Origin of the sequence: Chryseobacterium paridis (assembly GCF_016595215.1) — a bacterium.
GTDB classification, from domain to species: domain Bacteria; phylum Bacteroidota; class Bacteroidia; order Flavobacteriales; family Weeksellaceae; genus Chryseobacterium; species Chryseobacterium paridis.
This window is the reverse complement of the sequence record NZ_JAENHK010000001.1, coordinates 416,283-441,035: the sequence shown is the minus strand read 5'-3', so window position 1 is coordinate 441,035 and position 24,753 is coordinate 416,283. Positions and strand designations below refer to the sequence as shown.

Annotated in this window: 18 protein-coding genes; 5 read left to right on the top strand and 13 right to left on the bottom strand. The window is 37.1% G+C overall.

Translation table 11 applies throughout. The features are described from left to right. Nucleotides 1-23: 23 nt before the first annotated feature. The 4 genes from JHL15_RS01980 to JHL15_RS01965 all read left to right on the top strand — a co-directional run bounded on the left by JHL15_RS01980 (nt 24) and on the right by JHL15_RS01965 (nt 5,894). Nucleotides 24-890 carry an ROK family protein gene (locus tag JHL15_RS01980; protein ID WP_200242166.1) on the top strand — a complete coding sequence of 289 codons (867 nt, stop codon included), beginning with the start codon at nt 24-26 and terminating at the stop codon, nt 888-890. Nucleotides 891-902: 12 nt separating this feature from the next. Beyond that, nucleotides 903-3,173 carry a GH92 family glycosyl hydrolase gene (locus tag JHL15_RS01975; RefSeq protein WP_200242164.1) on the top strand — a complete coding sequence of 757 codons (2,271 nt, stop codon included), beginning with the start codon at nt 903-905 and terminating at the stop codon, nt 3,171-3,173. 34 nt (nt 3,174-3,207) lie between these two features. Beyond that, nucleotides 3,208-3,705 carry a cupin domain-containing protein gene (locus tag JHL15_RS01970; protein WP_200242162.1) on the top strand — a complete coding sequence of 166 codons (498 nt, stop codon included), beginning with the start codon at nt 3,208-3,210 and terminating at the stop codon, nt 3,703-3,705. 77 nt (nt 3,706-3,782) lie between these two features. Next, nucleotides 3,783-5,894 carry a glycoside hydrolase family 97 protein gene (locus tag JHL15_RS01965; RefSeq protein WP_200242159.1) on the top strand — a complete coding sequence of 704 codons (2,112 nt, stop codon included), beginning with the start codon at nt 3,783-3,785 and terminating at the stop codon, nt 5,892-5,894. A gap of 34 nt (nt 5,895-5,928) precedes the next feature. Here JHL15_RS01965 and JHL15_RS01960 read toward each other — a convergent pair whose 3' ends face one another. The 10 genes from JHL15_RS01960 to JHL15_RS01915 form a co-directional block, all read right to left on the bottom strand. Beyond that, entirely contained in the window at nt 5,929-7,275 is a 1,347-nt protein-coding gene (locus JHL15_RS01960) for a sugar porter family MFS transporter (protein WP_234047666.1), read from the bottom strand. Between the two features lie 5 nt (nt 7,276-7,280). Beyond that, a complete protein-coding gene (locus JHL15_RS01955) occupies nt 7,281-9,035 on the bottom strand; it encodes a class I mannose-6-phosphate isomerase (RefSeq protein WP_200242154.1) in 1,755 nt (584 codons plus the stop codon). A gap of 32 nt (nt 9,036-9,067) precedes the next feature. Continuing rightward, complete coding sequence (locus tag JHL15_RS01950; protein WP_200242153.1) at nt 9,068-9,988, bottom strand: ROK family protein; 921 nt, start codon at nt 9,986-9,988, stop codon at nt 9,068-9,070. Nucleotides 9,989-9,996: 8 nt separating this feature from the next. Further along, nucleotides 9,997-13,326: a glycoside hydrolase family 38 N-terminal domain-containing protein gene (locus tag JHL15_RS01945; protein ID WP_234047665.1), complete on the bottom strand. Its 3,330-nt coding sequence runs from the start codon at nt 13,324-13,326 to the stop codon at nt 9,997-9,999. 68 nt (nt 13,327-13,394) lie between these two features. Next, nucleotides 13,395-14,150: a GntR family transcriptional regulator gene (locus JHL15_RS01940; RefSeq protein ID WP_200242152.1), complete on the bottom strand. Its 756-nt coding sequence runs from the start codon at nt 14,148-14,150 to the stop codon at nt 13,395-13,397. Nucleotides 14,151-14,478: 328 nt separating this feature from the next. Next, on the bottom strand, nt 14,479-17,157 hold the full coding sequence (locus tag JHL15_RS01935; RefSeq protein ID WP_200242151.1) for a TonB-dependent receptor domain-containing protein: 2,679 nt from the start codon (nt 17,155-17,157) through the stop codon (nt 14,479-14,481). A 67-nt stretch (nt 17,158-17,224) separates the two neighbouring features. Beyond that, the gene (locus JHL15_RS01930; protein WP_200242150.1) at nt 17,225-17,587 is read right to left on the bottom strand and encodes a hypothetical protein; all 363 of its coding nucleotides are present in this window, start codon (nt 17,585-17,587) and stop codon (nt 17,225-17,227) included. 19 nt (nt 17,588-17,606) lie between these two features. Continuing rightward, nucleotides 17,607-18,257 carry a hypothetical protein gene (locus JHL15_RS01925; protein ID WP_200242149.1) on the bottom strand — a complete coding sequence of 217 codons (651 nt, stop codon included), beginning with the start codon at nt 18,255-18,257 and terminating at the stop codon, nt 17,607-17,609. Nucleotides 18,258-18,335: 78 nt separating this feature from the next. Continuing rightward, nucleotides 18,336-19,022, bottom strand: coding sequence for a response regulator transcription factor (locus tag JHL15_RS01920; RefSeq protein WP_007842513.1), 687 nt, complete (start codon nt 19,020-19,022; stop codon nt 18,336-18,338). An 83-nt stretch (nt 19,023-19,105) separates the two neighbouring features. Next, nucleotides 19,106-20,653: a sensor histidine kinase gene (locus tag JHL15_RS01915; RefSeq protein ID WP_200242147.1), complete on the bottom strand. Its 1,548-nt coding sequence runs from the start codon at nt 20,651-20,653 to the stop codon at nt 19,106-19,108. A 200-nt stretch (nt 20,654-20,853) separates the two neighbouring features. Here JHL15_RS01915 and JHL15_RS01910 point away from each other — a divergent pair, with 200 nt between their 5' ends. Then, nucleotides 20,854-21,351 carry an SRPBCC domain-containing protein gene (locus JHL15_RS01910; RefSeq protein ID WP_200242145.1) on the top strand — a complete coding sequence of 166 codons (498 nt, stop codon included), beginning with the start codon at nt 20,854-20,856 and terminating at the stop codon, nt 21,349-21,351. 100 nt (nt 21,352-21,451) lie between these two features. Here the strand turns inward: JHL15_RS01910 and JHL15_RS01905 are convergent, their stop codons facing one another. The 3 genes from JHL15_RS01905 to JHL15_RS01895 form a co-directional block, all read right to left on the bottom strand. Then, nucleotides 21,452-21,793 carry a hypothetical protein gene (locus JHL15_RS01905; RefSeq protein WP_200242135.1) on the bottom strand — a complete coding sequence of 114 codons (342 nt, stop codon included), beginning with the start codon at nt 21,791-21,793 and terminating at the stop codon, nt 21,452-21,454. Beyond that, nucleotides 21,786-23,837: a S9 family peptidase gene (locus tag JHL15_RS01900; RefSeq protein WP_200242132.1), complete on the bottom strand. Its 2,052-nt coding sequence runs from the start codon at nt 23,835-23,837 to the stop codon at nt 21,786-21,788. Before JHL15_RS01900 ends, JHL15_RS01905 begins: the two co-directional genes overlap by 8 nt. Nucleotides 23,838-24,010: 173 nt before the next feature. After that, complete coding sequence (locus JHL15_RS01895; protein WP_200243733.1) at nt 24,011-24,751, bottom strand: uroporphyrinogen-III synthase; 741 nt, start codon at nt 24,749-24,751, stop codon at nt 24,011-24,013. Nucleotides 24,752-24,753 lie beyond the last annotated feature (2 nt).

Below are 24,753 nucleotides of genomic sequence, written 5' to 3'. Positions count from 1 at the left end.
CTGGAAGTAAAAGTAAAAGAATTATGCAAAATGTAGTAGGAATAGACATTGGAGGATCACATATCACAATGGCTCTGGTAGATCCTGAAAAACGTGAAATTATAAGTTCCACTTATATCAGGGAGCACATTGATTCTTTTGAACCGAAGGAAACTATTTTTTCAGCATGGATTTCAGCCATCAAAAAAGGGATGGTTGATCTTTCCAAAGATGATCTTCTAATAGGGATTGCAATGCCGGGACCTTTTGATTATGAAGTAGGTACTTCTCTTATGCAACAGGGTAAATTCATTGATCTGTATCAGGTTAATGTTAAAGAAGAGCTGGCAAAAAGATTAGCCATTTCTCAAGACCAGATTCATTTTGTAAATGATGCTGCCGCTTTTTTGGAAGGTGAAGTTTTTGGAGGCTGTGCACAGGGATACCAGAGAGTTTTCGGAGTGACCCTTGGGACAGGACTTGGCACAACATTTTATGATGGTACTACTTCAACTGATGAAGATTTATGGGATTCTTCTTTTAAAGATTCTATTTGTGAAGATTATCTGGCAACCCGCTGGTTTGTGAATCGATATGCAGAATTAACCGGAGAAGAAATTTCCGGAACCAAAGAATTGCTGGATAAACCAAAAGAGATTCAGTCTCAGGTATTTCAGGAATATGCAGATTCTTTTTCAGAATTCATTGTGAAATATGTACGGGATTATAATCCTGAAGTCTTAGTAATAGGAGGGAATATTGCGAAAACGTTTCCTTATTTTGAACAAAGATTTAATGAGAATTTAGCAAAAAATAACATTAACTTGCCTGTTAAAATTTCAGCTATTTTTGAAGACGCAGCCATATTAGGAGCTGCTAGCTATGCTTTGAAGAGAATCTTAATCAACTAATACAACGATACGATGAAGTCTTTATTTTCAACTTTTTTCCTTTTGTTTAATGCACTGGCTTTTAGTCAGAATTCCTCACCTGCGGATTATGTGAATCCATTAATGGGGACCCAATCTAAGCCTTCGCTGTCTAATGGGAATACGTATCCAGCCATTGGTCTTCCGTGGGGAATGAATATCTGGACTCCCCAGACAGGTAAGATGGGTGATGGATGGGCTTATACTTACGATGCAGACAAGATCAGAGGATTTAAACAAACGCATCAGCCTTCCCCGTGGATGAATGATTATGGAGCTTTTGCGATCATGCCGGGAGTAGGAAAACTAAAGTTCAAAGAGGAAGATCGTGCAAGCTGGTTCAGCCATAAGGCTGAGGTTGCAAAACCTTATTTTTATAGTGTTTATTTGGCTGATATTAATGTTACGACAGAATTTACACCTACAGAAAGAGCGGCATTTTTTAAATTTGATTTTCCTAAAACGGATAGTGCATATGTGGTAATTGATGCCTTAAATAAAGGCTCTTATATCAAAATTCTTCCTAAACAAAAAAGAATCATAGGATATACGACCAAGTATGCCAGAGGAAAATATGAGAATTTTAAAAACTATTTTATCGTTCAGTTTGATAAAGATTTTGATATAACAACAGGCTGGAAAGACGATCAATTTGTCAATAACCAATTGGAAATTACCAGTGATCACGCCGGAGCGGTAGTTGGATTTAAACTTAAAAATAAAGAATCTGTCTATGCAAAAGTAGCATCGTCATTCATTAGTTTCGAACAGGCAGAATTGAATCTTAAAAGAGAAATCGCCGATCGAAGTTTTGATCAGGTAAAAGATAATGCCAAAGATGTTTGGAATAAAACACTCGGTAAAATTGAAGTAAAGGGCGGAACTGATCAGCAAATGAGAACCTTCTGTTCCTCTTTATACAGAACCCTGTTTTTCCCACAAAAATTATATGAGATAGATGCTCAGAATAAAGTAAAGCACTGGAGTCCTTACAATAGTAAAATACTAGATGGAAAAATGTTTGCGGGAACTGGTTTTTGGGATACGTTCCGTGCATTGTATCCATTTCTGAATTTAGTATACCCAAGTATCAATGCAGAAATGCAGGAAGGCCTTGCAAATGCATATAAGGAAGGAGGATTCTTGCCAGAGTGGAGCAGTCCTGGATATTCCGATATTATGATTGGAAACAATTCAGCTTCCGTTGTTGCTGATGCTTATATTAAAGGATTACGCGGATATGATATTGAAACATTATGGCAGGCTGTAAAACACGGAGCAAATAATGAGGGCCCTATCGAAGCTGTTGGCCGTAAAGGAGTAGAATATTATAATACTCTGGGGTACGTTCCATATGATGTGAAAATTAATGAAAATGCTGCCCGTACTTTAGAATATGCATATGATGATTTTTCTATTTATCAACTAGGAAAAGCTTTGGGAAAACCAGCTTCAGAAATTGATATCTATAAAAAACGGGCTTATAACTATAAGAACATGTTTGATCCTGAAACAGGTCTGATGCGAGGGAAGAATAAGGACGGAAAATTTCAGTCGCCGTTTAATCCTTTTAAATGGGGAGACGCATTTACCGAAGGAAACAGCTGGCATTACACATGGTCGGTTTTTCAGGATATTGATGGTTTGACAAAATTAATGGGTGGACAAAAGAAATTCGAAGCTAAACTGGATGAGGTATTTTCTCTTCCACCGGTTTTTGATGATAGTTACTATGGAAGTGTAATCCATGAGATCCGCGAAATGCAGATCATGAATATGGGACAATATGCTCATGGTAACCAACCTATTCAGCATATGATCTATTTATACAATTATGCGGGAGCACCGTACAAGACACAGTATTGGGCTAGACAGGTAATGGATAAACTCTATCAGGCAACACCTGACGGATATTGCGGAGATGAAGATAATGGACAAACTTCTGCATGGTACGTTTTTTCTGCATTAGGATTTTATCCGGTAACACCTGCAACAGATCAGTATGTTTTAGGAGCTCCATTGTTCAAAGAAGTGACGGTGCATTTGGAAAATGGGAAAAATATAACAATCAAAGCTCCGGAGAATAGCAGTCAAAACCTGTATGTAAAATCTCTCAATGTAAACAATCAGCCTTATTCAAAAAACTGGCTAAGCCACAAAGAGCTGATGAAGGGGGCTGTTTTGGATTTCAAAATGAGCAATCAGCCAAATAAAGAAAGAGGATCACAGGAAAAGGATTTTCCTTATTCGATGTCAAAAGAATAAATCATTTAACAATTAACTTAATAGCAATAAATATATGAGTGCGGAAAAGAAAGAAATATTTGATAAAGTAGAGAAGATGTTAGGGGCTCAGGGCTTTAATCTTGTTGCGAAAGACGATACAAGACCTTGGGGTGGCTTTTTTGTGATTGATGAAGTTCAGGCACAGGATTTTGCAAATCAATATTTTGATGGGATAGATGTGGAAAGTTTGAAGATTGGAGGGAAACTAAGCCCAAAAATTCTTCTGGTAGCACCACAGGCAAGATTGAGCTGGCAATATCACCACAGAAGAGCAGAGATCTGGCAGGTAGTGGAAGGAACCGTAGGGATAAAAAGAAGTAATACCGATGAAGAAGGTGAATTGAAGGAATACAATCCAAAGGATCAGGTAAAACTTCAGCAGGGAGAAAGACACAGGCTGATCGGGCTAGACGGCTGGGGTGTTGTTGCTGAAATCTGGCAGCATACAGATGCATCCAATCCTTCAGATGAAGATGACATCGTAAGAGTACAGGATGATTTCGGAAGATAATTCCAATAAGTATAATTGATCTCTGTCCGCCATTTTCTCAGGGAATGGCGGACAGTGTTTTTTTTAAGATGAATATAATGAAAAGAAAGACTATATGCTTTTGTATGAGTGTGCTGTTTGCGATTGTTACGAATGGGCAAATACTCTCATCACCCAATAATCAGTTTAAACTGAATTTTAAAATAGAAGGAGAAGGAACTCCATATTATTCGTTGAATTATAAGGATAAAACGATTTTAAAAGAAAGCCAGTTAGGATTTGTCTTAAAACCGGCTTATTCCTATTTCTCTGAATTTAAAGTGGAGGGTGTTGACTACTCATCTTCCAATAAAACCTGGAAACCGGTATGGGGACCGAACAAAGAAGTGGTTGATCACTACAACGAAATGTTGGTCCATTTAATACAAAATAAAACAGGCTGGAAGCTGGATATTAGGTTCAGGCTATTTGATGATGGATTAGGTTTCAGATATGAGTTTCCTGTTCAAAAAGATCTAAGGCATTTTACGATAAGCAGTGAGAAAACCAGCTTTAATTTAGGAAAAGATTATAAGGTATTTTGGATCCCAGCCGATTATGATACCAATGAGTTTCCAGTAACAACCTCCAATCTTTCTGAAGTTTCAAAACTGATCGATGATGTTCGGAAAGAACCGTTGGCAGCAAAAGCTCCAAGTGCAACTCTTGCCGTACAGACTCCATTAATGTTGAAATCGCAAGATGGCGTCTATATCAATATTCATGAAGCAGCTCTTACCAATTTTGCTGCGATGACGCTTAACCTTGATGAGAAGAATTTTATTCTTTCATCCAATCTGACTCCCGATAAAAATGGAGATAGAGGTTTTATTCAAACCGGTTCTGTAAGTCCATGGCGAACAATGATTATCAGCAGTGATGCAAGGGATATTTTGTCTTCCAACCTGATCGTTAATCTTAATGAGCCAAGCAAAATTGACGATACCTCATGGATCAAGCCTACCAAATACATTGGAGTATGGTGGGAATATTTTACAGGAGGTGGCTCTACATGGGCATATTCTGATGATCAGGATGTCAGAATTGGACAAACCGATTATAAAACACTAAAGCCAAATGGCAGGCATGGAGCGAATACCCAACATGTCAAAGAATATATTGATTTTGCCTCAGAAAACGGATTTGATGCTGTTTTAGTAGAAGGTTGGAATGAAGGCTGGGAGGATAATCAGGCATACAGAAAAGAACATATTTATAGTTTTACAAAAGCTTATCCCGATTTTGATGTCAAAGAACTTCAGGCGTATGCTAAAAGTAAGAATGTAAAGATCATTATGCATCACGAAACGACATCATCAGTAGTGGATTATGAAAAGCAGTTAAAAGATGCATTTCAGTTTATGCAAGATAATGGGTATGATGCTGTAAAAACAGGATATGTAGGACCGATCATTCCGCGAAGTGAATACCATGACAGTCAGTGGATGGTGAACCATTATAGTTATGTTGCTGAAATGGCGGCAAAATACCATATCATGGTAGATTCACATGAAGCAGTACGGCCAACAGGTTTGTACAGAACTTATCCCAACTGGATTGCACAGGAATCGGCACGGGGTACAGAATTTGAATCTTTCAACGGGAACCGTCAGGACCACACTACCATATTACCATTTACAAGGTTAATAGGAGGTCCAATGGATTATACACCGGGGATATTTGAAGGAGATCTCTCGGTTTATGGAACCAATAAAGCCAAGCTAAGTACAACGCTTACCAAGCAATTAGCACTTTATATCACCATGTATAGCCCACTTCAGATGGCTGCAGACCTGATTGATAATTACAAAAGATATCCTGATGCTTTTCAGTTTATCAAAGACGTTGCTGTGGATTGGGATTCCTCTTACATCCTTGAAGCCGAACCGGGAGATTATATTACCATCGCAAGGAAGGCTAAAAACAAAGATGAATGGTTTGTTGGAAGTATTACCGATGAAAATTCAAGAGAAGCCACTGTAGATTTTTCATTTCTGCCAAAAAATCAAAAGTTTGAGGCAATCATTTATAAAGACGGAAAAGATGCCAGCTGGAATCATCATCCTAAAAGCTATGAGATTTCAAAACAATCTGTAAAATCGAATATGAAGCTGAAAATCAAAGTGGCTCCAGGAGGAGGGTTTGCAATAAGTATAAAACCGATAAAATAGAAAAAGGATGATTGAAATTTCAATCATCCTTTTTTTATAAAGAATTCTCTATTTCCTCCAATGATTTTCCCTTGGTTTCAGGAACTACTCTCCAGATAAATAATAAAGCGATGACTGCAATTCCCATATAGAGCCAGAAAGTATAAGCGTTACCTATAGTCCCGATAAGAACTGGAAAAGTTTGGGAAACCAAAAAAACAGCTGACCATAAAAAGAAAGTAGCTACAGACATGGCGGTAGCACGAGCCTTTGTTGGAAAGATTTCTGCAATAACCACAAATGCAAGAGGACCCAGGGACATGGCAAAACAGGCAATGTATCCAAGAATTGCGATAAGTATAAGATATCCCTTTTGTTCATTAAAAAAGGCAAACCCAACAATAAACAAGCAAATAGCCATGCCGGAAATACCAAGAAGCAGTAATTTTTTTCGGCCCCATGTGTCTACGTAGTTTATCGCTACAAAAGTAAAAGCAACATTGATGATCCCCACCAAAACGGTTTGCATAAATGCAGAATCAGATCCCACACCTGTAGACTTGAAAATTTCCGGGGCATAGTACATAATGGCATTGATACCGGTAATTTGAGAAAATATAGCTAGGAAAATGCCTATAACCAACGCCCTTTTCAATTTGGGTTCCTTAAGTGTGCTGAATGAAAAAGGCCTTTCATCTTTCAAAGATTCCCGGATAGAATCCAGCTCCCACTGGGCAGTAACAGAATCGTTGATGGTTTCGAGGATGACTAAAGCCTCTGTTTCTCTTTTTTGTCCGGCCAGCCAACGAGGGCTCTCAGGGACAGTAAGGAGTAACAAAATAAAAATAATGGAAGGAATAATTCCTGAACCAAACATCCACCGCCATCCTGTAGAAACATTCCAGCTTTCGTCATGAATGCCGGCAATATAGGCATTCACAAAATAAATAACCAGAATGCCAGTAACTATGCCCAGTTGAAATATGGATATCAAACGTCCTCTTATAGCTGCCGGAGCCATTTCTGAAATATACATCGGCGACAGCATGGAAGCGATTCCAATACCCATTCCCCCTATAATGCGGAATACTACAAATATCCATAGATTTGGAGCTAATGATGTTCCTACTGATGAGATAGTAAACAATAAACCGGATAGCATTAATACTTTTTTACGGCCGATACGATCACTTAATGCTCCCGAGTACATAGCGCCTATGATGCAACCCAGCAGTGCACACGAAGCAACCCAGCCTGTCATCAGATCGGATAAATGATAATAGGTTCTCATAAATCCAATAGCCCCGGAGATTACAGCAGTATCATAGCCGAATAATAATCCGCCAACTGAGGCTACAAGGGTTGCCTTATAAATGATAGAAGAGTTTGATGTTCCTTGCATAAGGGTTATTTTAAAACTTTTTGAGAAATCATTTGGGTACGTACACTTGCTTTGATCGTCACACATTCTTTTCCTTCACTCTCTCCATGTGGGCTTATGGTATAGGCTCCGACATGAGCCGGGACAATAAATGTTTCCGCATAATGAATAACATAGGGCTCAAAAAGGTGATCAGGACTTTCGATAATAATTTCCCTGCCATCCACAAGATTGAGCACATTTACGACACCTTCAGTGTGATGAACTACTTTTTTAGTGAACCAATGTCTTCTTGTTTCAATAAATGATAATTTATCCAGGCCAGTGCGTTCTTCCCTCCAGCCATCTCCTTCAGCAACGGGCTCTCTGAGGTTCAATATATTTTCTTTTGTCCATGAAGTGGTTCGGTCCCATTGTATAACGTTTTTACCATGTGCCAATGATATCGAACGCGGTTTGCCATCCAGTCCCATACGTCCCCAATCCCATAGTTTAAAAGTAAAAATATAAGGGGTGGCACTGATTTCCAATACCACAGAATTCGCTCCCGAACAATGTACAGTACCGGCAGGTATAGATACATGATCATGCTTGCGGACCGGCCATTTTTGTACATGCTTTTCTGCATAAAAAGGAATCTGATTAGACTGTGCAGCTTCCAGCTCCTTCATCATGAGTTCAGGATCAACATTTTCTTTTAATCCCAAATATACAAAAGCGTCTTCCTTGGCATCCAGCATATAATAACTTTCATCCTGCGTATAGGTCATTCCAAACTTTTCTTTGATATATTCCTTCAATGGATGCACCTGTAAGCTTAGGTTGCCCCCTTCCATGGTGTCCAGAAAGTCAAAACGGATCGGAAACTCATCACCAAATCCCTCATATACTTCTCTTCCCAACAAAGCTTCAGGCTGAAAAAAAACAAGATTGGAAGATGGTATTTCCACAACATGATTTCCAAAGCCCAATAAAAGGCTATTCTCTTCAGGGACACAATCAAATCCCCATGCGTAATTCGGAAGACTTCTGTCCAGGTCACATACTTCCTTTAGCCACTGTCCTCCCCACGGTCCCGGATCAAAAAACGGAACAACTCTGAAAGGAGTATTTACCGTTTGCTTAAGCGCATCAAATAAAGCGCTTGTACTTATCATTTTGGGCTGATGAGGTATGGTCGTATCCAGAAGAAACTGACACTTACTCAATATTTGTTTTTTATAATGGTCGCTTACACGCCAGTCTACAAAATAAGCATGTTTGTATTGATAGGCAAAAGAATCTGTATAATTGGTTCTGCCCAGATTGCAGGCTGTATCTTTTCGGAAGCGCATTTGTATTTCCCAACGGGGCATATCTGCATAAAGGGAGAGATCTGCTTCGTCCGCAATCAAAGTAGCACCAGGCCCTATGATCACCGTGCAACCTTTGATCTCTGATATATGGCTTTTAAAATATTTAATCTTACCGAAATCGAAATAGTCTTCCAGTGTAAGAGAAGTCATATATCCAAATACTGGATCATCCGTTACATAAGGTTGTACCATTGCTGCAATTTGTTCTTCCGATTTCATGGCCTGAACTGTATTGATCAGCAACTCCGGGTTTAATCCCTCTTTCACTGAATTGATTAGCTCTTCCACATAGACACCTGGATAGCATTCAATCGCGATAACTTTAGGCTTGCTTTCTTTTAATTGTTCAATAATATGCTCCCAACCCGCAAAACAGGCGTGGCCTTTTATTTCAATGACTGGAAATTTATTAAAATTTGATTTCATCTTGTGCTATTTTATCTGTCATTATTATTTGATTAGTTGTTGATGAGATGGGCTATTCCCAATAGTGCAGCTGTACCGGGAAATTTTCCTTCAATGATGTTAACCTTCCCCCATGGAGTCCATGCATACGTTTCAATGTGCTGTTGTAAGTAAGGAATGATGAAAGAACTACTGGCCATAATTCCGCCAGTAAGTACGAGTATTTCCGGATCATAAGCATGAATAAGATTAACAGCACATGCAGACCATGCCTGGAGACTCTGATTTCTGATCTCTAAGGCTGTTGCGTTACCTTTTTCAGCCAGATTAAAAATCATTTCATAATCAATGACTGAAGAAGCTGGAAGCCCTTCTGATTTCCCAATGTTTACGAGGTTCCATGTAGAAGCTTCTGTCTCTACACAACCTTTATTGCCGCAATTACATATACTGCCTTTATAGTTGATCACTGAATGTCCACCAAGGATACCTGCTGTAAAATGTTTGCCTCTCAGTAATTTTCCTTCTATGACGGCTGCGCTGCCTATTCCTGTTCCCAGGGTCATAAGAACAGCATTGTCATGATCTTTGGCATTACCATATTTCGATTCTCCCACCAACGCGCTCCGGGCATCATTTTCTATGCAGAAAGGAAGGTTAAAGGTCTGTAAACACCACTCCTCTAAATTAATATCAGGAGCATCTCCAAATTTCTTATCAATACAAAGGACTCTTTTCCGATGACTATCTATAATACCCGGAGAAGCAATTCCCAATCCTCCCATATCAGATAAAGAAAGCCCTTGCTGTTTGAGTAAATTCTCTATGGCCTCCTGAATATATGGAAGTCTGTACCTTAGCCCCTTTCCAGAGTGAGCATCAATAGCAGTAGAGTCAAGTAAAATATCATGATGCACAATACCAATTTTGATTCTTGTCCCTCCCATATCTATGGCAATAATCGGTTTCGACATGACTTTAATTAAGGAATAAGTTTAATTTCACTAACATCCATGCCTGATAAACTAAGTTTTTCGTTAGGTGCTATTGTTTTACTTGTTTTTACATCAATAAGCTGAGAGGGTTTTAGCTTTTCCCAGGCAAATGTTGTTGTCTGTTCCTGTTCGTCCGGATTATATAGTCTGATAATAAAACTGTGATCTTCTTGTGGTGTTACACTTGTCACAACAATTTTGTCATTGCCTACTTTGAAAAGGCTTCCACTAATCTTGGATTTTTCATCGACAGGAATGGCAATAAGAGGTTGCGTAAAAGCAGCCGCATACTTCTCATTTTCTACAGAATCAAATGATCCATGTGGACGTAAGGCATAACGGTAATGCGCAGGACCTTCCTGATCTGCTTTATAGTTAGTGTGCCAATAGTTGTTCATCGCATAGCTGAACCAATTGGTAGTGCCGGGAGTTCCTTTGTCTTTCCATTTTTTGTGGCTGTTATCGATAACCATTCTTTCGTCGATCATCTCATTCGCTTCAATAAGGGGTGCTTCTAAAACCATCCATTGCATTCCCTTTTGTCCAAAAGAAGCATCTACCCATCGGCGGCTATACCAGTAATCCATGTTAGATCCAGGAAGCTGATCGGTAAGATACCTCATGATACCATAACCGGCATCTACTGTTATGTTCTTAAACCCAGCATTGAAAGGAAAACCAAAGTGAACCGCTTCTTTGGTACGTACAGGTTTTTTATCCACAATATTTTCCAATCCTACTTCATCACGATCCGCAAACAAAGTAAGAATTCTTTCCAGTTTATTAGCACCTGGTGCTTCTGATATCAGAGAGATTTTGCTCATAACAGGTCCGTTCTCTAATACTTTTACCTGTACATTCATATTCGATTGAGCTTCCTTTGGATCAGAACCCGGAACATACCAATAGCTGTTTAACCCTTGGTTATTAAAACTTCCTGCATAATTAATATTGTTGTTATCGGTGAACTGGGTAATGCTTCCGGTCTTATTATCCCAGGTCACAGCAACCTTTCCATTAGAAATACTATTATTGGTGACAGAAAAAGACTTTGCATAAGACACTTTTGTTTTAATGATAGTGTAGTTTGCTGATCCCAGTGGTGGAATATCTTTAGCGATGAACACCATAGTTCCGTCTTCCAGTTTTTGTAAAGGATTTGTACGACCTGATGCATCCTGAACGGCATTCCCCAATGTCGTTCCCGGAATGATTACCGGACCAGTCCGTAACCATGATGAGGTGTTGAAAACTGCAATGGTTTTAGATGCAAGATTGGTCATAGGCTTTAATAAATCAGCTTCCAGTTTATTGGCCAAAGAACTCCCATCAGTTGAAAACTGCTTTTTTACCTGCCATTGATCTTTCACGAACGGAAGGTCAGGAGCAGTAATACTGTTAAAAGCTCCCCAGGTATGCTCATGGAATAAAATCACATTTCTCCATGCTTCATAAAAACTTTGACTGTTATATTGAGCCGGGTTGAGCATAGAGTAGAGGGTGGTCAGCTGTTGTAATTTCAAACTGCTGTTTCTGTTAATTCCTTCTTCTTTAGCTGTAGACATTGCTCCATCTTCCCAATGAGGGCTGATATCCCCTTTTACGATAGGAAGTTGATCTCCGTATTTTTTTTCAAATACTTCAAACATCTTTTCATTCGTACTGAGTACGATTTTAGGTGAAGTATATTTTTTATTCCATTCATCTACAAACTTAGATATAGAAGGATCTATAGGACCGTTGTCTGAAACAATATTGTAGCGCCATTGCACGATATCGTATGGATAATTAGTTCTGGTTAGGTCATCGAGGTATTCTGCAATTTTTCTCTGCCCATTTTCAAATACACCGCCTGGATGAATACCATGCCACGAAGAATAACCTCTTCCGGCTGTCCAGAATAATATTTTTTCTTTACCAGATGGTGATTGCCACCATACCGGTTTATCACCCCAGTTTTTCACAAAGTTCCCAACACGATCTCCCAGATATGGATTCGTTTTTCCAAGATAATTGGGACCACTGGAAAAATATTTTACTCCTGATGCAGTAAGTGCGGGAACCAATGACCAGGCAAATCCCGGAACATCAGACATCATTGCACTGTTGATTTTCAATCCATATTCTTTCTCCAGCTTTTTCGCATATTCCGTATAGTGGTATAATTCTTCTGGCTGGCTAAGCCCTGTTAAAATATTTCCATACATAGCCGAAAGGCCAATGCCCCCTTCTTTTACAGCTTTAACAAATGATTGTTTATCCTGAGGAGTAGCTTTGCGCATAAAGTTTTCTACATCCCATAACGCTTCAACGTTATATTTAAAACGGGCTTCTTCAGGCAGGTTTTGCGTTTCCTCAATCATTTTCAGGGCATCATATATGTTTTGAGTATGAATCCTTTCTACTTCAGATTGTAAATGGGAATATCCCACATCAGTATGAGAATGGTGGATAAAATATAAGGTACGGGGAACGATGGCTCCAGCTTCAATCGTTTTACGAAGAAATTCCTTTTTACCAGAGGTAACTGATAATTCTACTTTACCTCCTTCTTGTGCAAGAGTTATCGGAATATCAAATGTTTTAATACCATCCGGCATCGTAAAGGAGAAAGAATCTTTATTATTTATTTTGGCTGTAATCTTTTGTTCCGGCCCAAAGTGTAATGTCGTAAGGGTAATAAGACGCTTTCCATCTTTTAAAATGAAAGGAGTCGGAGAAGCATCCATTTTCTCCTGAAAAGTAAATTTATAGGTCATAAACCAATCCCTGCTGTCCTGAGCTTGTCCTACAAGCTTCAGACGTAAAGGTTTTCCTGGAGTCACTTTATGGGTAGGAACTCTGAGATAGGCAATACCATAAGAGTCTTTTAATCCATCCATTTTTGTCTGATGGAATACGAAAGCGGTGCTGTCTGCTGCTTTCGAAATCCAGTCCGGGTATTTATTTCCAGGGTAAGTCGTAAGTGTTACTGCTTTTTGATCGTTGATGTACAAGTCAAAGTGACGAATACCTCCGCTGCTTCCTGACGAGTGAGAAACCAGCCAGTTAAAATAGATATATTGACCACTATTTTTTTGAGGTGCAGGAGCCGTTTCCCACTCAATAGTTTTAGCTCCGTCGGTCGTTCTGGTGAGCAAGGCACGCGTTGCGTGATCAGGAAATGCTGAGAAATAATCAATATTCTCACCACTTATTTCCTTTTCATAACCATTGGTAGACTGTATCTTACCAAAGTAGGGAACGGTTTTTTGACTATACACAAAATTGCCTGTCATCAGGAAGGACATCAGCAAAAGAAGATACTTGTTATACATGGACTTCATTTTATGATTATATGTTAGAATGTTTGAACATATTATTATTTAAAAAAATAAAACCTATCCTAAGAAGATTTATTAATATCAATTGTATAGGTAAATTTATCTGAGCGATAATATCCTATATTATATTCCACCGGTTTTCCATTGATATCATACACAAAACGTTCACGCTTCAGAACCGGAAAAGCAGCAGGTACTTTTAGTTTTTTTCCTATCACGGCTCCTGCCTGACAAGCGCTAATATTTTCGCGGGATCGGTGTACTGTTACGCCATGATTTTCCTGCAGCATGCTATACAAAGGCATATCGAAATCATCACTTTTATCAAGCCCTATTCTTGGGTGGAAATAGCTTTCAAAATAGACAATAGGGTCACCGGAATCTTCACCCTTTAATTTTGAAAGTTTAAATATTTTCTTTTCTGGTGAACTGTTAAAGAAATTGCACATTTCTTCATTCGGTTGTACCATGTCTGTCTTTAGTAATTGATTGACCACATGGATTCCCTTCTCCTGCATTTCTCTTGTAAAACTATACCAATGATCCAGTCCGGTTGTCAAGCTTTTGTTTTCTGCGACACGAGTTCCAACCCCTTTTTTGCGTACAATAAGACCTTCATGTTCCAGCTTATTGGTTGCCTGTCGAATCGTATTTCTGGATACTCCCCAAAGATTCGCTAAGTCAACTTCCTTAGGCAATAGCGCCCCTTTTTTGTAAGCTTCCATCTTGATAAGTTTACGGAAAAGTTCTTCTACCTGTACATGCAAAGGGAGTTTACTGTGATGATCTATCGTGAAATCTTTAGTTGGTATGTTCATACATATAAGAAAGTGTAAATATATAATTTTTTTTTAATGAATTGCTTTTTAAGTGGCAAAATCGCAAAATCGCGGATTCGCAAAACTGCTATCGACTGCCTTTAACACATCTTTGTCATTTCGACGGAGGAGAAATCTCTTTTTTCTCTGGCGAGTTTAAACTGTGTTTGAGTGAAAGGTGATGGGTATGCGAAACGTCTTTTCGATACGGTTTTTTACAAAAACCATATCGAGAAATTATATCTTAGAAAATATCTTCGTTAAGATTTTTTTCAAAACAAAAGCAGCACCAATCAGGTGCTGCTTTTTATTTTAAAGTAAGTATATTCTAGAATGTCACATCCAGCCCTACATAAACATTAGCTTTCATAATAGGAGCGTAGATAATTCCGCCATCAAAATAATTTCCGAAAGGATTTTTAAAATCTACAATCGCGTTCTTCTGGTAGTAAGAAGTTAAATTTTCACCACCAACATAAGCTCTCAGCTTTTTATTGAAATTCCTTGAGATCTGCGCATTTAAAATAGCATAAGATTCAGAGTATCCTGGAAGCTGAAATTCTGACGGATTGCTTGATGTGTTAGGAAGTCTTTGCTTTCCAACCCAGTTTACTGTGGTGTCAAAACTCCAGAAACCTCCTTTTTCACTTTTATTGGTAGAATAGGCAAGGTTGACGAATCCACGGTTTTTAGCCATAAAAGGAATTTCTCTTCTACCGTCAAGATAATCGGCCTGTACATCATAATATTTGTACGCTACTTTTACCTCAAAGTTCTTTACAGGCATAAAATCCCATTGTACCTGTAAACTATTAGCGAAAGATTTTCCTTCCAAATTATAAAAAACAAGTTGCTGTGGTGATCTGTCAAGGTCAACCATTACCTGATCCTGGAAATCTGTTCTAAAGAAATCTGCGACTATTGAGGATTTTCTTCCGAAAAGTTTAAATTCCTGCTGTAAACTTGCTCCGTAATTCCATGCAATTTCAGGTTTTAAACCATAAATATCTCCACCATTCTGTATAATCTGAATAGTACGGTTCGATGCAAAATACTGCTGATTTTCCGCAAAAACAGAAGCGGTTCTGAAACCTCTTCCTGCTGACAATCTTAAAATAGTTTGCGGAGTGAAATCATATTTGAAATTTAATCTTGGCGTAAACTGGGTTCCCGCAAGGTTATGGAAATCTACTCTTGCTCCGGCTACCAGGGTATATTTTAATCCTGTTAAAGTATATTCGGCAAAAGCTCCCGGTACAATTTCATTTCTTTTGTAAGGAGTGGTAAGGTAGGTCTCATCATAACCATCATACATAAAACTTGCTCCGGCTTTATATTTGTGGTTCGTATTTCCGATAATACTTTCAAATATTAAATTGGAATAAAATGTATTCTGCTTTCCTGAGTAATTTCTCAATCCAAAAAAGCTGTCCTGCTGAAGATATACATATTGATTCATCCAGCCTATACTTTGATAAGGTTTTCCTTTAAAAACATATCCGGTTTTGTTCCATACCTGAAATCTTGAAATATCAATACCTACTCCGTAAGCACTCTGCTTATCCTGAGCCAATCTTTTATCAAAATCAGTCTGTCCTGCTGTTCTGTTATCCTTCACAAAATTAATTCCGAAGTGAGACCCAAATCCGGATTTTTCAAGATCATTATAATTAAGAAGGTAGGCTGCATTGATTTGCGTTCCTTTTGGACGATCAAGAAATCCATCATCATTCATATCTGTATTCCCGAAAGTTCCATTACCATGCAATAAAAAAGTCTGCGACCATTTTTCGTTGATAGGAGAGACGCTTGTAATATTCGCTTCTGCTCTTCCATTGAAATCAGAAAAAAGGTTAAGTGATGTTTCAGGAGTCTTAGCATTTTTCAAAAGCTCAGTATTGATTTGTCCGGTAATGCTTTCATATCCGTTAGTTACTGTGCTTCCTCCTTTTGTCAGCTGAATGCTTTCGATCCATCTCCCCGGAATAAAATTTAATCCATAAGCCGAAGCCAAACCTCTGATTTCTGGTAAAAGTTCTTTTGTTAAGCTGGTGTATTTCTGATCAAGACCCAACATTTTAAGTTGTTTCGTTCCGGTCACCGCATTACTGAAAGAAACATCTACCGTAGCATTTGTTTCAAAGCTCTCAGATAAATTACAGCAAGCAGCTTTCAATAATTCTTTTTTATCAATATTAAAAACCAATCCCGCATCTTTTTTGCTTAATGAAGTAGAAGCTTTTGAAGCAGATAACTTTACCTCTTCAATATTCTTTTCATGATTTCCATGGTTTTGATTATCTGCAGAGGTATTACTTTCTTGATGATTCTCTTCTTCAAAATGTACATTCGGACCTTTTTCTCCTAACGCAACATTTCTGTCATAAAGACAACATGATGGAAGACCATTGTAAACGCTGTCGGTTGAAGTGTACTTTTCGTTATCATGACCTACATCGGCGATCTTTTTTAAAATTTTATCTGCTGAGGTTTTTGAAGCATCAAAGTCTAAAACAACAGATTGCTTTTCAGCACTCCATTCCGCAGAATTGGCTCCGGCATCTTTTGCTGCTTTTTCAATCCTTGCTTTACATGATGCACAATTTCCTTTGACATAAAATTCATTGTTGGCTTTGGATTTTTGTACTACCGCGCTTGTACTTGCATTGGAAGGTTGAAGAGTTCTCTCGTAATGACAACAGTCAGGAAGACTTTGATACACTTCATCAGATGCTTTGAATTTCTCATTATCATGTCCTGCTTCAGCTACCTTTTTAAGAATTTCATCCGTAGAAGTATTACCTTCCGTTTCTAAGGTTAAAGTTTGAGAATCGACAGAATATCTTGCTGCTTTTGCGCCTGCCATTTTGGCTGTGGTTTCTATTCTTTCCTTACACATTTCGCAGTTTCCTTTTACCTGAAACTGGCTTTTAAGATCCTGAGCGAATATAAAGGGTGCAGACAATAAGCATAATCCAAGAATCAACTTGGAAATAAATAATTTCATTTTGTTTAAAATTTAGATTAATTAAAAAACGGTCCATTAGCAGTCTAATGAACATACATATAATTAATTAAGCAAGTTTAGGCGGTTCCCAAATCTCTTTTAAACGGTCTGAAAGGTGAGGGTCACAATATTGGAATAATAGTTTCTTATTGGCTTTGTAATAAGACAGCTCCAATATAAAACTTTTAGAAAAAGGAGTTTCAATGAATGAAAAACAAGCTACGCATGTTGAGCAGCAATCATCAGTACACGATGATTTTGATTTTTCATGTTGTTTGTTGGATTTAGATTGATGATTTTTGCAACAATCCTCCTTTTTAGAATTTGATTTGCAGCAACTTTCCTGAGCTGCTTTCAGTAAGAAGTTATCTTTAGGAATTAAGAAAATCCCTAAGCAGAAAATGATGGTTAAAATCTGAACTAACTTCACGATGGCAAAATTACAAAAATTATGGCAAAGGATCGCCTACTTTTACTGAACAATTATGGAAAGGCTCTCCATGAGCCGGATTTAGCTTCGGTTTATCACCACTTGCAAGAGTTTGTTGTGGCGCTGGTGCAGGAGTACTTTGTACAACATTTTGAACTGGCTGAGGAGCGGGTGCTGGCTTGCTGTTTAATGGCTGTCCTACCGGAATATCACATCTGTGACCTGGTTGTCCGTGGGGTGGATTCATACCCGGAGCTGTTTTTACCGCTTTCCCTGTCTTGTTATCAACTGTGAATTTCCCCGGTTGCAGAGAATTCGGATCGATCTGGATTGTTTGAGATCCATTATTATTAACAGTAACATTTTGAGTGGCTTGAGCGGGAGCAGGTTTGCTATTTAGAGGCTGTCCTACCGGAATATCACATCGGTGTCCTGGTTGTCCATGAGGAGGATTCATGCCTGGAGCTGTAACAGCAATAGGAGTCACCGTATTCTGTGTATTTGTTTTAATTCCTGCCTGATCTAAAATTGAAGGTTTTGGAGTATTGTTAACAGCAACAGTAGGTTGTTGGATTGCTGCTTCCTCCTTAATATAGGTAGCTCTTTCATCTTTTTTACAGGAAACTGTAAACACGGAAATTGCCACAAGACCTAAATATATATTTTTCATATCCTATCGTATGAAACAAAATTAGCAAAACATTTTCAATTGTTTTGCTAATTTTATATTTATAATCTTGTTTTAGAATTAATTCTTAACTAAAAGTCTGAATCCTTCTCCATGAACATTAATGATCTCTAAACCTTCATCGTCTTTCAGAAGCTTACGAAGTTTAGCAATATAAACGTCCATACTTCTTGCAGTAAAGTAGTTCTCTTTTTTCCAGATCTTTCTCAATGCCAGGTCTCTAGGCATGAAATCATTTCTGTGGATGCAAAGAAGTTTAAGCAATTCATTTTCCTTTGGAGAAAGCTTATATTCTTTATCACCTACTCTTAATTGTCTTAGCATAGAATCAAAGAAAATATTGCTGATCTTAAATTGTTCCTGCTCTTCATTTTCCAGCGTAGAACTTCTTTGAAGAATTGCTTTGATTTTGTATAAAAGCAATTCCGTATCAAATGGTTTTGTGATATAATCATCTGCACCCAATTGATATCCTTTCAAGATATCTTCTCTCATATTTCTTGCAGTAAGGAAAATGATAGGTGTATTTTTATCTATTTTTTTTACGTCTTCAGCTAATGAAAACCCATCTTTTTTAGGCATCATAACATCGAAAATGCAAATGTCAAATTCATTTTCTGTGAATTCTTTTAGCCCCTGCTCTCCATCTGTTGCAAGAGTTACTTCAAAATTATTTATCGTTAAATAATCTTTCAAAACAGCTCCAAAACTCTGATCGTCTTCTACTAATAATATTCTGTTGCTCATAATTTTAAAAATTAAAAATTAATAATAAGAATGCACTTTCTCACTCTCTCTACTTTTATATTTGTTATTTGGTTTCTCTTTTACTAGGTCATTGGAAGTTTAATAGTGAATATACTTCCTTCTCCTTTGTTTGATTCTACGATAATTTGACCTTTATGCAGTTCTACAATCTTTTTAACATAAGATAGTCCCAGACCTTGGCCTTTTACATTATGGATATTTCCGGTTTCTTCCCTGAAAAACTTCTCAAAAATTTTCGTTTTATTCTGGGTTTCCATTCCCATTCCTTTATCTGAGATCTCAATGACATAGAAGTTTCCTTCATTCCTCGTTTTGATCTTGATATCTGGGGTGTCTGGAGAATATTTATTAGCGTTGTCCAATAAATTTACCAGCATATTTGAAATGTGGAACTCATCAATTTTAAAGTTGTATTTATCAGCGGTAAACTCTTCAGTAAGGGAGCCATTTCTCTGTGCTACAATGAGATTAAAAGATTCTGTAGTCTTTTTGATCAATTCTCTTACATTCGTTTCTTTTAAAAACAGGTTAACTTCATTTCTTTCAAGCTTTGACATATTAAGAACATTCTCAACCTGCTTTTTCATTCTCAGGTTTTCCTGCTTGATAAGAGTAGAATAATATCTTACTTTTTCCGGGTTGGTTGCAATTTTATCATTTGCTAAAGAATCTGTAGCCACGGAAATAGTTGCCAGAGGAGTTTTAAACTCGTGAGACATATTGTTGATAAAGTCAGTTTTTATTTCTGCCAGCTTCTTCTGTCTCATCATATAATTAATAGATATGATGTAAATTCCCAATATGGTTAATAGTGAAAGGAAAGTTCCTAATAGCATTGGCCAGTTATTCATAGCCAAAGAATATTCTTTTTTAGGGAAAACCAAAGACAGGCTGTATAAGGTTCGTTCTTTCTTATCTGTAAAAAGTGGATAGCTATATGTGTTATTATCCTTTTTCTCTTTATAAACTTTATTGAAAACAGTGGTAAGCGAGTTATTTTTATCTGTAACCCCAAAACCAAACTTAGCCGTAATTCCCTTCATTCTCAATTCTTTTGTAAGAACTGAATCCAAAATTTTATCATCCACTCTTTTTGTAATAGGAAGATTATTCCCGTATACTTTAGCAAACTCCTTCATCGAATAATCCCCACTTTCAATGTCTTGGTTGATATCCGCTGTAAGAAGTTGGCGATTAGTCGTGTCTCTTTTTAATTTATATGCAGCTTCGTCAGTATATAAAGTGGTAAGATTTAAAGAATCTCCCTTTTTAGAAATAGGAAGTTGTGTTTTTTCAATGATATTTTTGGAGTAAATAATCTGTCTCTGTGTGCCAGAGTCTTCTACCTGTTGGATCGTAGTTGAAGACGGTTGATTGTTGTTGGCAATTACGTTTTTCCTGAAATTTTTAAAATCATCATTCAGATATTTTTCGACTTCAATTTCGGAGATATTTTTAGCTGTGCTTTCCAATGCGGAATATACTTTATTGGAGAAATCCTGTTCTAAAGCTCCATAATATCCTTTCAACCAATAAAATTGGAGTGTAACAAAGACAATCAGTGAGATTGTCATAAACACTGAAATTATTGGGATGAATTTGTTATTCATTAGCGTATTTTAAGTTGTTCGGAATGATGAATGTTAAAATTAATTGTTTTAAGACTTGATAAACAAAAAACGAGCCAAAAAATTGTATTTTTTTTCTTAAAACGATGTTTTTTAACATTTTTTTATAAATCAGAAATTACTTGTCCTATGAAAAGCCTCGCCCGCAAATAAAGAAGTAAGTTTGTTAAAAATAATTACGTATGGAATCAAGTATCATTTTTAACAAAGATTTTGACTCGAACAGTGTGTATGTTATGAAAGTATTCAGCGCTGATGTTTCGAAAGTGTGGGATTATTTTACCAAATCTGAATTATTGGATCAATGGTGGGCTCCAAAACCCTGGAAAAGTGAAACGGTAAAGCTCGATTTTAAAGAAAATGGCATATGGCACTATGCAATGGTGGGGCCAGATGGGGAAAAAATGTATGGGCAGTTTAAATATGGAGAGATCATGGAACATAGAAGTTTCGATGGAGTAGATGCTTTTTGCGATAAAGAAGGAAATATCAATAATGACTTTCCACAGGCTCAGTGGCTGTTCGGATTTACTGGAATTGAAGAGGGAACAAAAGTAACAATCAATATTCATTTTGCATCACAGGATTCGCTGAAGAAACACCTTGAAATGGGATTTGAAGAAGGATTTAAAACGGGATTAGATCAACTGGAGGAAATTTTTAGAAATAAAAATTTATGAAACTTTAACCATTAAAAAATCATTAAGAATTAATTTCAGTTAAAGTAAGATCATGTGACAAGTGGAAAGATGTTTCTTTTGTCACATGATCATTTTCAGATTATAGCAGTTCTTCATCCTGGAAGTACTGAATAATTGCTTTTTTCATAAGCAATGTCTGCTCATTAGTTCTTAGTTCCGGAAGATCTTCCAGCTTTTCAAACTGAGGCCACCCATCTTCATAGTGTGTAAATTTATAATAACCAAAAGGTTCTAATAATCTGCAAACAGCAATATGAAGGATGTTTAATTTATCGTCTTTTGAATATTTTTGCTGACCACTACCCAACTCTTGAAGCCCAATTAAAAATAATATTGTTTCAATAGGTGGACTTGCTTCAGTCTCGAAATTATCTACAAAAAACTGTTCTATCTTTTTCCAATATTCCGCTTCGTTAATCATTTTTCTTGTTTTCTAATTTTAATAAAAATGCATATTCTAGTGCATCCTCTTTAAGAGATTCAAATCTTCCACTTGCTCCGCCATGTCCGGAGCTCATGTCGGTTTTGAAAAGTAAGAGATTATCATCTGTTTTCAGCTCCCGTAGCTTGGCTACCCATTTTGCAGGTTCCCAATATTGAACCTGGGAATCATGAAAGCCTGTTGTAATCAACATATGTGGATAATCTTTTGCTTCTACATTGTCATACGGAGAGTATTCTTTCATATAATGATAATATTCCTCATCATTGGGATTTCCCCATTCATCGTATTCTCCGGTAGTTAAAGGAATTGTTTCATCTAACATGGTAGTTACTACATCCACAAAAGGAACCTGGGCAACAATACCATTAAATAAGGTTGGCTCGTAATTAACAACAGCTCCCACTAATAATCCGCCTGCGCTTCCTCCCATTGCATAGAGATGCTTTGATGAAGTGTAGTTCTCTTTGATCAGGTATTTCCCTGCATCTATAAAGTCAAAGAAAGTATTCTTTTTAAATAGCATTTTGCCATCTTCATACCACTCTCTCCCTAAATATTCCCCACCACGGATATGAGCAATCGCATAAATAAAGCCTCTATCTAAAATAGACAGCCTTACATTTGAAAAACTTGCATCGACCGTATGTCCATAGCTTCCATATCCATATAGAAGTAAAGGTGTATTTTCAGATTTTTTAGTGTCTTTGTGGTATACTAATGAAATCGGGATTTTCGTTTCTCCATCTCTGGAGTCTGCCCAGATTCTTTCGGAAATATAATTTTGAGGAAAGAATTTTCCACCTAAAACCTCCTGCTGTTTCAGAAGTACAGTGGTTTTGTCTTTCATATTATACTCGTAAGTCGAACTTGGTTGTGTTAAGGAAGTATATCCATACCGTAAAACCTCTGTGTCGAATTCTAAATTAATTCCGATATAAGCCGTGTAAGTAGGATCTGAAAAAGGAAGATAATACGCTTCCTGAGTTTTTTCATCGATAATTTTTATCTGTAACAATCCCTGTTCTCTTTCCTCAAGAACAAGATAATCTTTAAAAATTTCGAAACCTTCCAATAAAACTTCTGCGCGGTGTGGGATTACATCTATCCAATTTTCCATTCCGCAATTGTCTATTTTAGCTTTTACAATTTTGAAATTGAAGGCATCATCAGCATTAGTGATGATATAAAATTCATCTTCGTAATGTTCAACAGAATATTCAAGATCTTCTATTCTTGGCTGGATAATTTTCCAATCTGCAAAAACATTATCAGAAGGAATGAATCGGTGCTCATCAGAAATAGTACTTGAGCTCGCAATGAAAATATATTGTAAAGATTTTGTTTTAAAAACATTTACATCAAAGGTGTCATCCTCTTCATGGAAAATTAAAATATCTTCTGAGGAGGGAGTTCCTAATTTGTGTCTGTATACCTGGAATGCGCGTAAACTTTCATCCTTTCTGATATAAAAAACGTGTTCATTATCATTAGCCCAAACTGCTTTACCCGTTGTGTTTTCTATTTTGTCTGAAAGAATTTCTCCCGTTTCCAAATTCTTGAAATTGATGGAGTAAATTCTACGTCCAACATTATCAGAAGAAAAGGAAGCTAATGTATTACCTGGGCTTACCGCTACGCTCCCAACCTCAAAAAAGCTTTCTCCTTCCGCAAGGATATTGACGTCAAGAACTATTTCTTCAGGGTTTTCTAAACTTTTATATTTTCTGCAGAAAATTGGATACTCTTTCCCTTCTTCATAACGAACCATATACCAGTATTCATTAAAGAAATAGGGGAGGGACTCATCATCCTTTTTATAGCGGGATTTCATTTCCTCATAAAGCTCTTCCTGAAAGGCCTCCGTTTCTTTCATCATGAAGTCTGAATAGGTATTCTCCTCTTCTATATATTTTGTGACTTCAGGGTTTTCCCTTTCATTAAGCCAGAAATAATTGTCAATTCTTTTATCTCCGTGTTTTTCAAGTAATTTTTCTATTTTTTTTGGCTGGGGAGCTTTCATCCGGATATTTTAATTTTTTTATTGATAGGATGGGACATCTTTTATATTTTCTACTATAGGAAATACTATTAGGAAATGTTCCATGCAATATTAATTTTTGTTCAAATTTAATTAAAAAAAAGCCATCTTTTCTTTAATCGAAAAGACGGCCGTTTTATATAGGATATTAAAAACTATTTATGAAGGCTTTTAATATATTTTTCAAGTGCCATTGTCATAGATGGTGTTTCCTTGGTAGGTGCCATTACATCTACTCTTAACCCAGCTTCTTCTGCTGCATTTAAAGTTGTGTTTCCAAATACTGCAATTTTCGTTTCGTCTTGTTTAAAATCTTCGAAGTTCATCTGAAGAGATTTAATTCCTTGTGGACTGAAGAAGATCAGCATGTCGTAATCTTTGATTTTAATATCGCTAAGATCACTGCATACCGTTCTGTACATAATTGCTCTTGTCCAGTCAATATTTGCGGCGTCTAATGTCTTAATCGTATCAGGACTTAAAACATCTGAAGACGGAAGTAAATATTTCTCAGTTGGGAATTTTTTGAAAAGAGGCAATAGGTCTGAGAAGTTTTTCTCCCCAAAACTAATTTTTCTCTTTCTGTAAACGATGTGTTTTTGAAGATAGTTAGCAATTGCTTCAGACTGGCAGATATATCTCATCGTATCCGGAACCGCAAAACGCAGTTCTTCAGCGAGCCTGAAGTAATGATCTATCGCATTTTTACTGGTAAAAATAATGCCTGTATATTGCGTTAGATCTATTTTTTGTGTTCTAAGTTCTTTGTTATCAACTCCCTCTACGTGGATGAACGGACGGAAATCGATCTTTATTTTTTCCTTCTTCGCAATATCCAGATATGGAGAAGATTCACTCGGCGCTGGTTGAGAAACCAATATAGACTTTATTCTCATCA

What these genes read in the sequence shown, in the direction of transcription:
- JHL15_RS01980 (WP_200242166.1), top strand. Translation starts at nt 24, where the DNA reads ATGCAAAATGTAGTAGGAATAGACATTGGAGGATCACATATCACAATG.
- JHL15_RS01975 (WP_200242164.1), top strand. Translation starts at nt 903, where the DNA reads ATGAAGTCTTTATTTTCAACTTTTTTCCTTTTGTTTAATGCACTGGCT.
- JHL15_RS01970 (WP_200242162.1), top strand. Translation starts at nt 3,208, where the DNA reads ATGAGTGCGGAAAAGAAAGAAATATTTGATAAAGTAGAGAAGATGTTA.
- JHL15_RS01965 (WP_200242159.1), top strand. Translation starts at nt 3,783, where the DNA reads ATGAAAAGAAAGACTATATGCTTTTGTATGAGTGTGCTGTTTGCGATT.
- JHL15_RS01960 (WP_234047666.1), bottom strand. Translation starts at nt 7,275, where the DNA reads ATGCAAGGAACATCAAACTCTTCTATCATTTATAAGGCAACCCTTGTA.
- JHL15_RS01955 (WP_200242154.1), bottom strand. Translation starts at nt 9,035, where the DNA reads ATGAAATCAAATTTTAATAAATTTCCAGTCATTGAAATAAAAGGCCAC.
- JHL15_RS01950 (WP_200242153.1), bottom strand. Translation starts at nt 9,988, where the DNA reads ATGTCGAAACCGATTATTGCCATAGATATGGGAGGGACAAGAATCAAA.
- JHL15_RS01945 (WP_234047665.1), bottom strand. Translation starts at nt 13,326, where the DNA reads ATGTATAACAAGTATCTTCTTTTGCTGATGTCCTTCCTGATGACAGGC.
- JHL15_RS01940 (WP_200242152.1), bottom strand. Translation starts at nt 14,150, where the DNA reads ATGAACATACCAACTAAAGATTTCACGATAGATCATCACAGTAAACTC.
- JHL15_RS01935 (WP_200242151.1), bottom strand. Translation starts at nt 17,157, where the DNA reads ATGAAATTATTTATTTCCAAGTTGATTCTTGGATTATGCTTATTGTCT.
- JHL15_RS01925 (WP_200242149.1), bottom strand. Translation starts at nt 18,257, where the DNA reads ATGAAAAATATATATTTAGGTCTTGTGGCAATTTCCGTGTTTACAGTT.
- JHL15_RS01920 (WP_007842513.1), bottom strand. Translation starts at nt 19,022, where the DNA reads ATGAGCAACAGAATATTATTAGTAGAAGACGATCAGAGTTTTGGAGCT.
- JHL15_RS01915 (WP_200242147.1), bottom strand. Translation starts at nt 20,653, where the DNA reads ATGAATAACAAATTCATCCCAATAATTTCAGTGTTTATGACAATCTCA.
- JHL15_RS01910 (WP_200242145.1), top strand. Translation starts at nt 20,854, where the DNA reads ATGGAATCAAGTATCATTTTTAACAAAGATTTTGACTCGAACAGTGTG.
- JHL15_RS01905 (WP_200242135.1), bottom strand. Translation starts at nt 21,793, where the DNA reads ATGATTAACGAAGCGGAATATTGGAAAAAGATAGAACAGTTTTTTGTA.
- JHL15_RS01900 (WP_200242132.1), bottom strand. Translation starts at nt 23,837, where the DNA reads ATGAAAGCTCCCCAGCCAAAAAAAATAGAAAAATTACTTGAAAAACAC.
- JHL15_RS01895 (WP_200243733.1), bottom strand. Translation starts at nt 24,751, where the DNA reads ATGAGAATAAAGTCTATATTGGTTTCTCAACCAGCGCCGAGTGAATCT.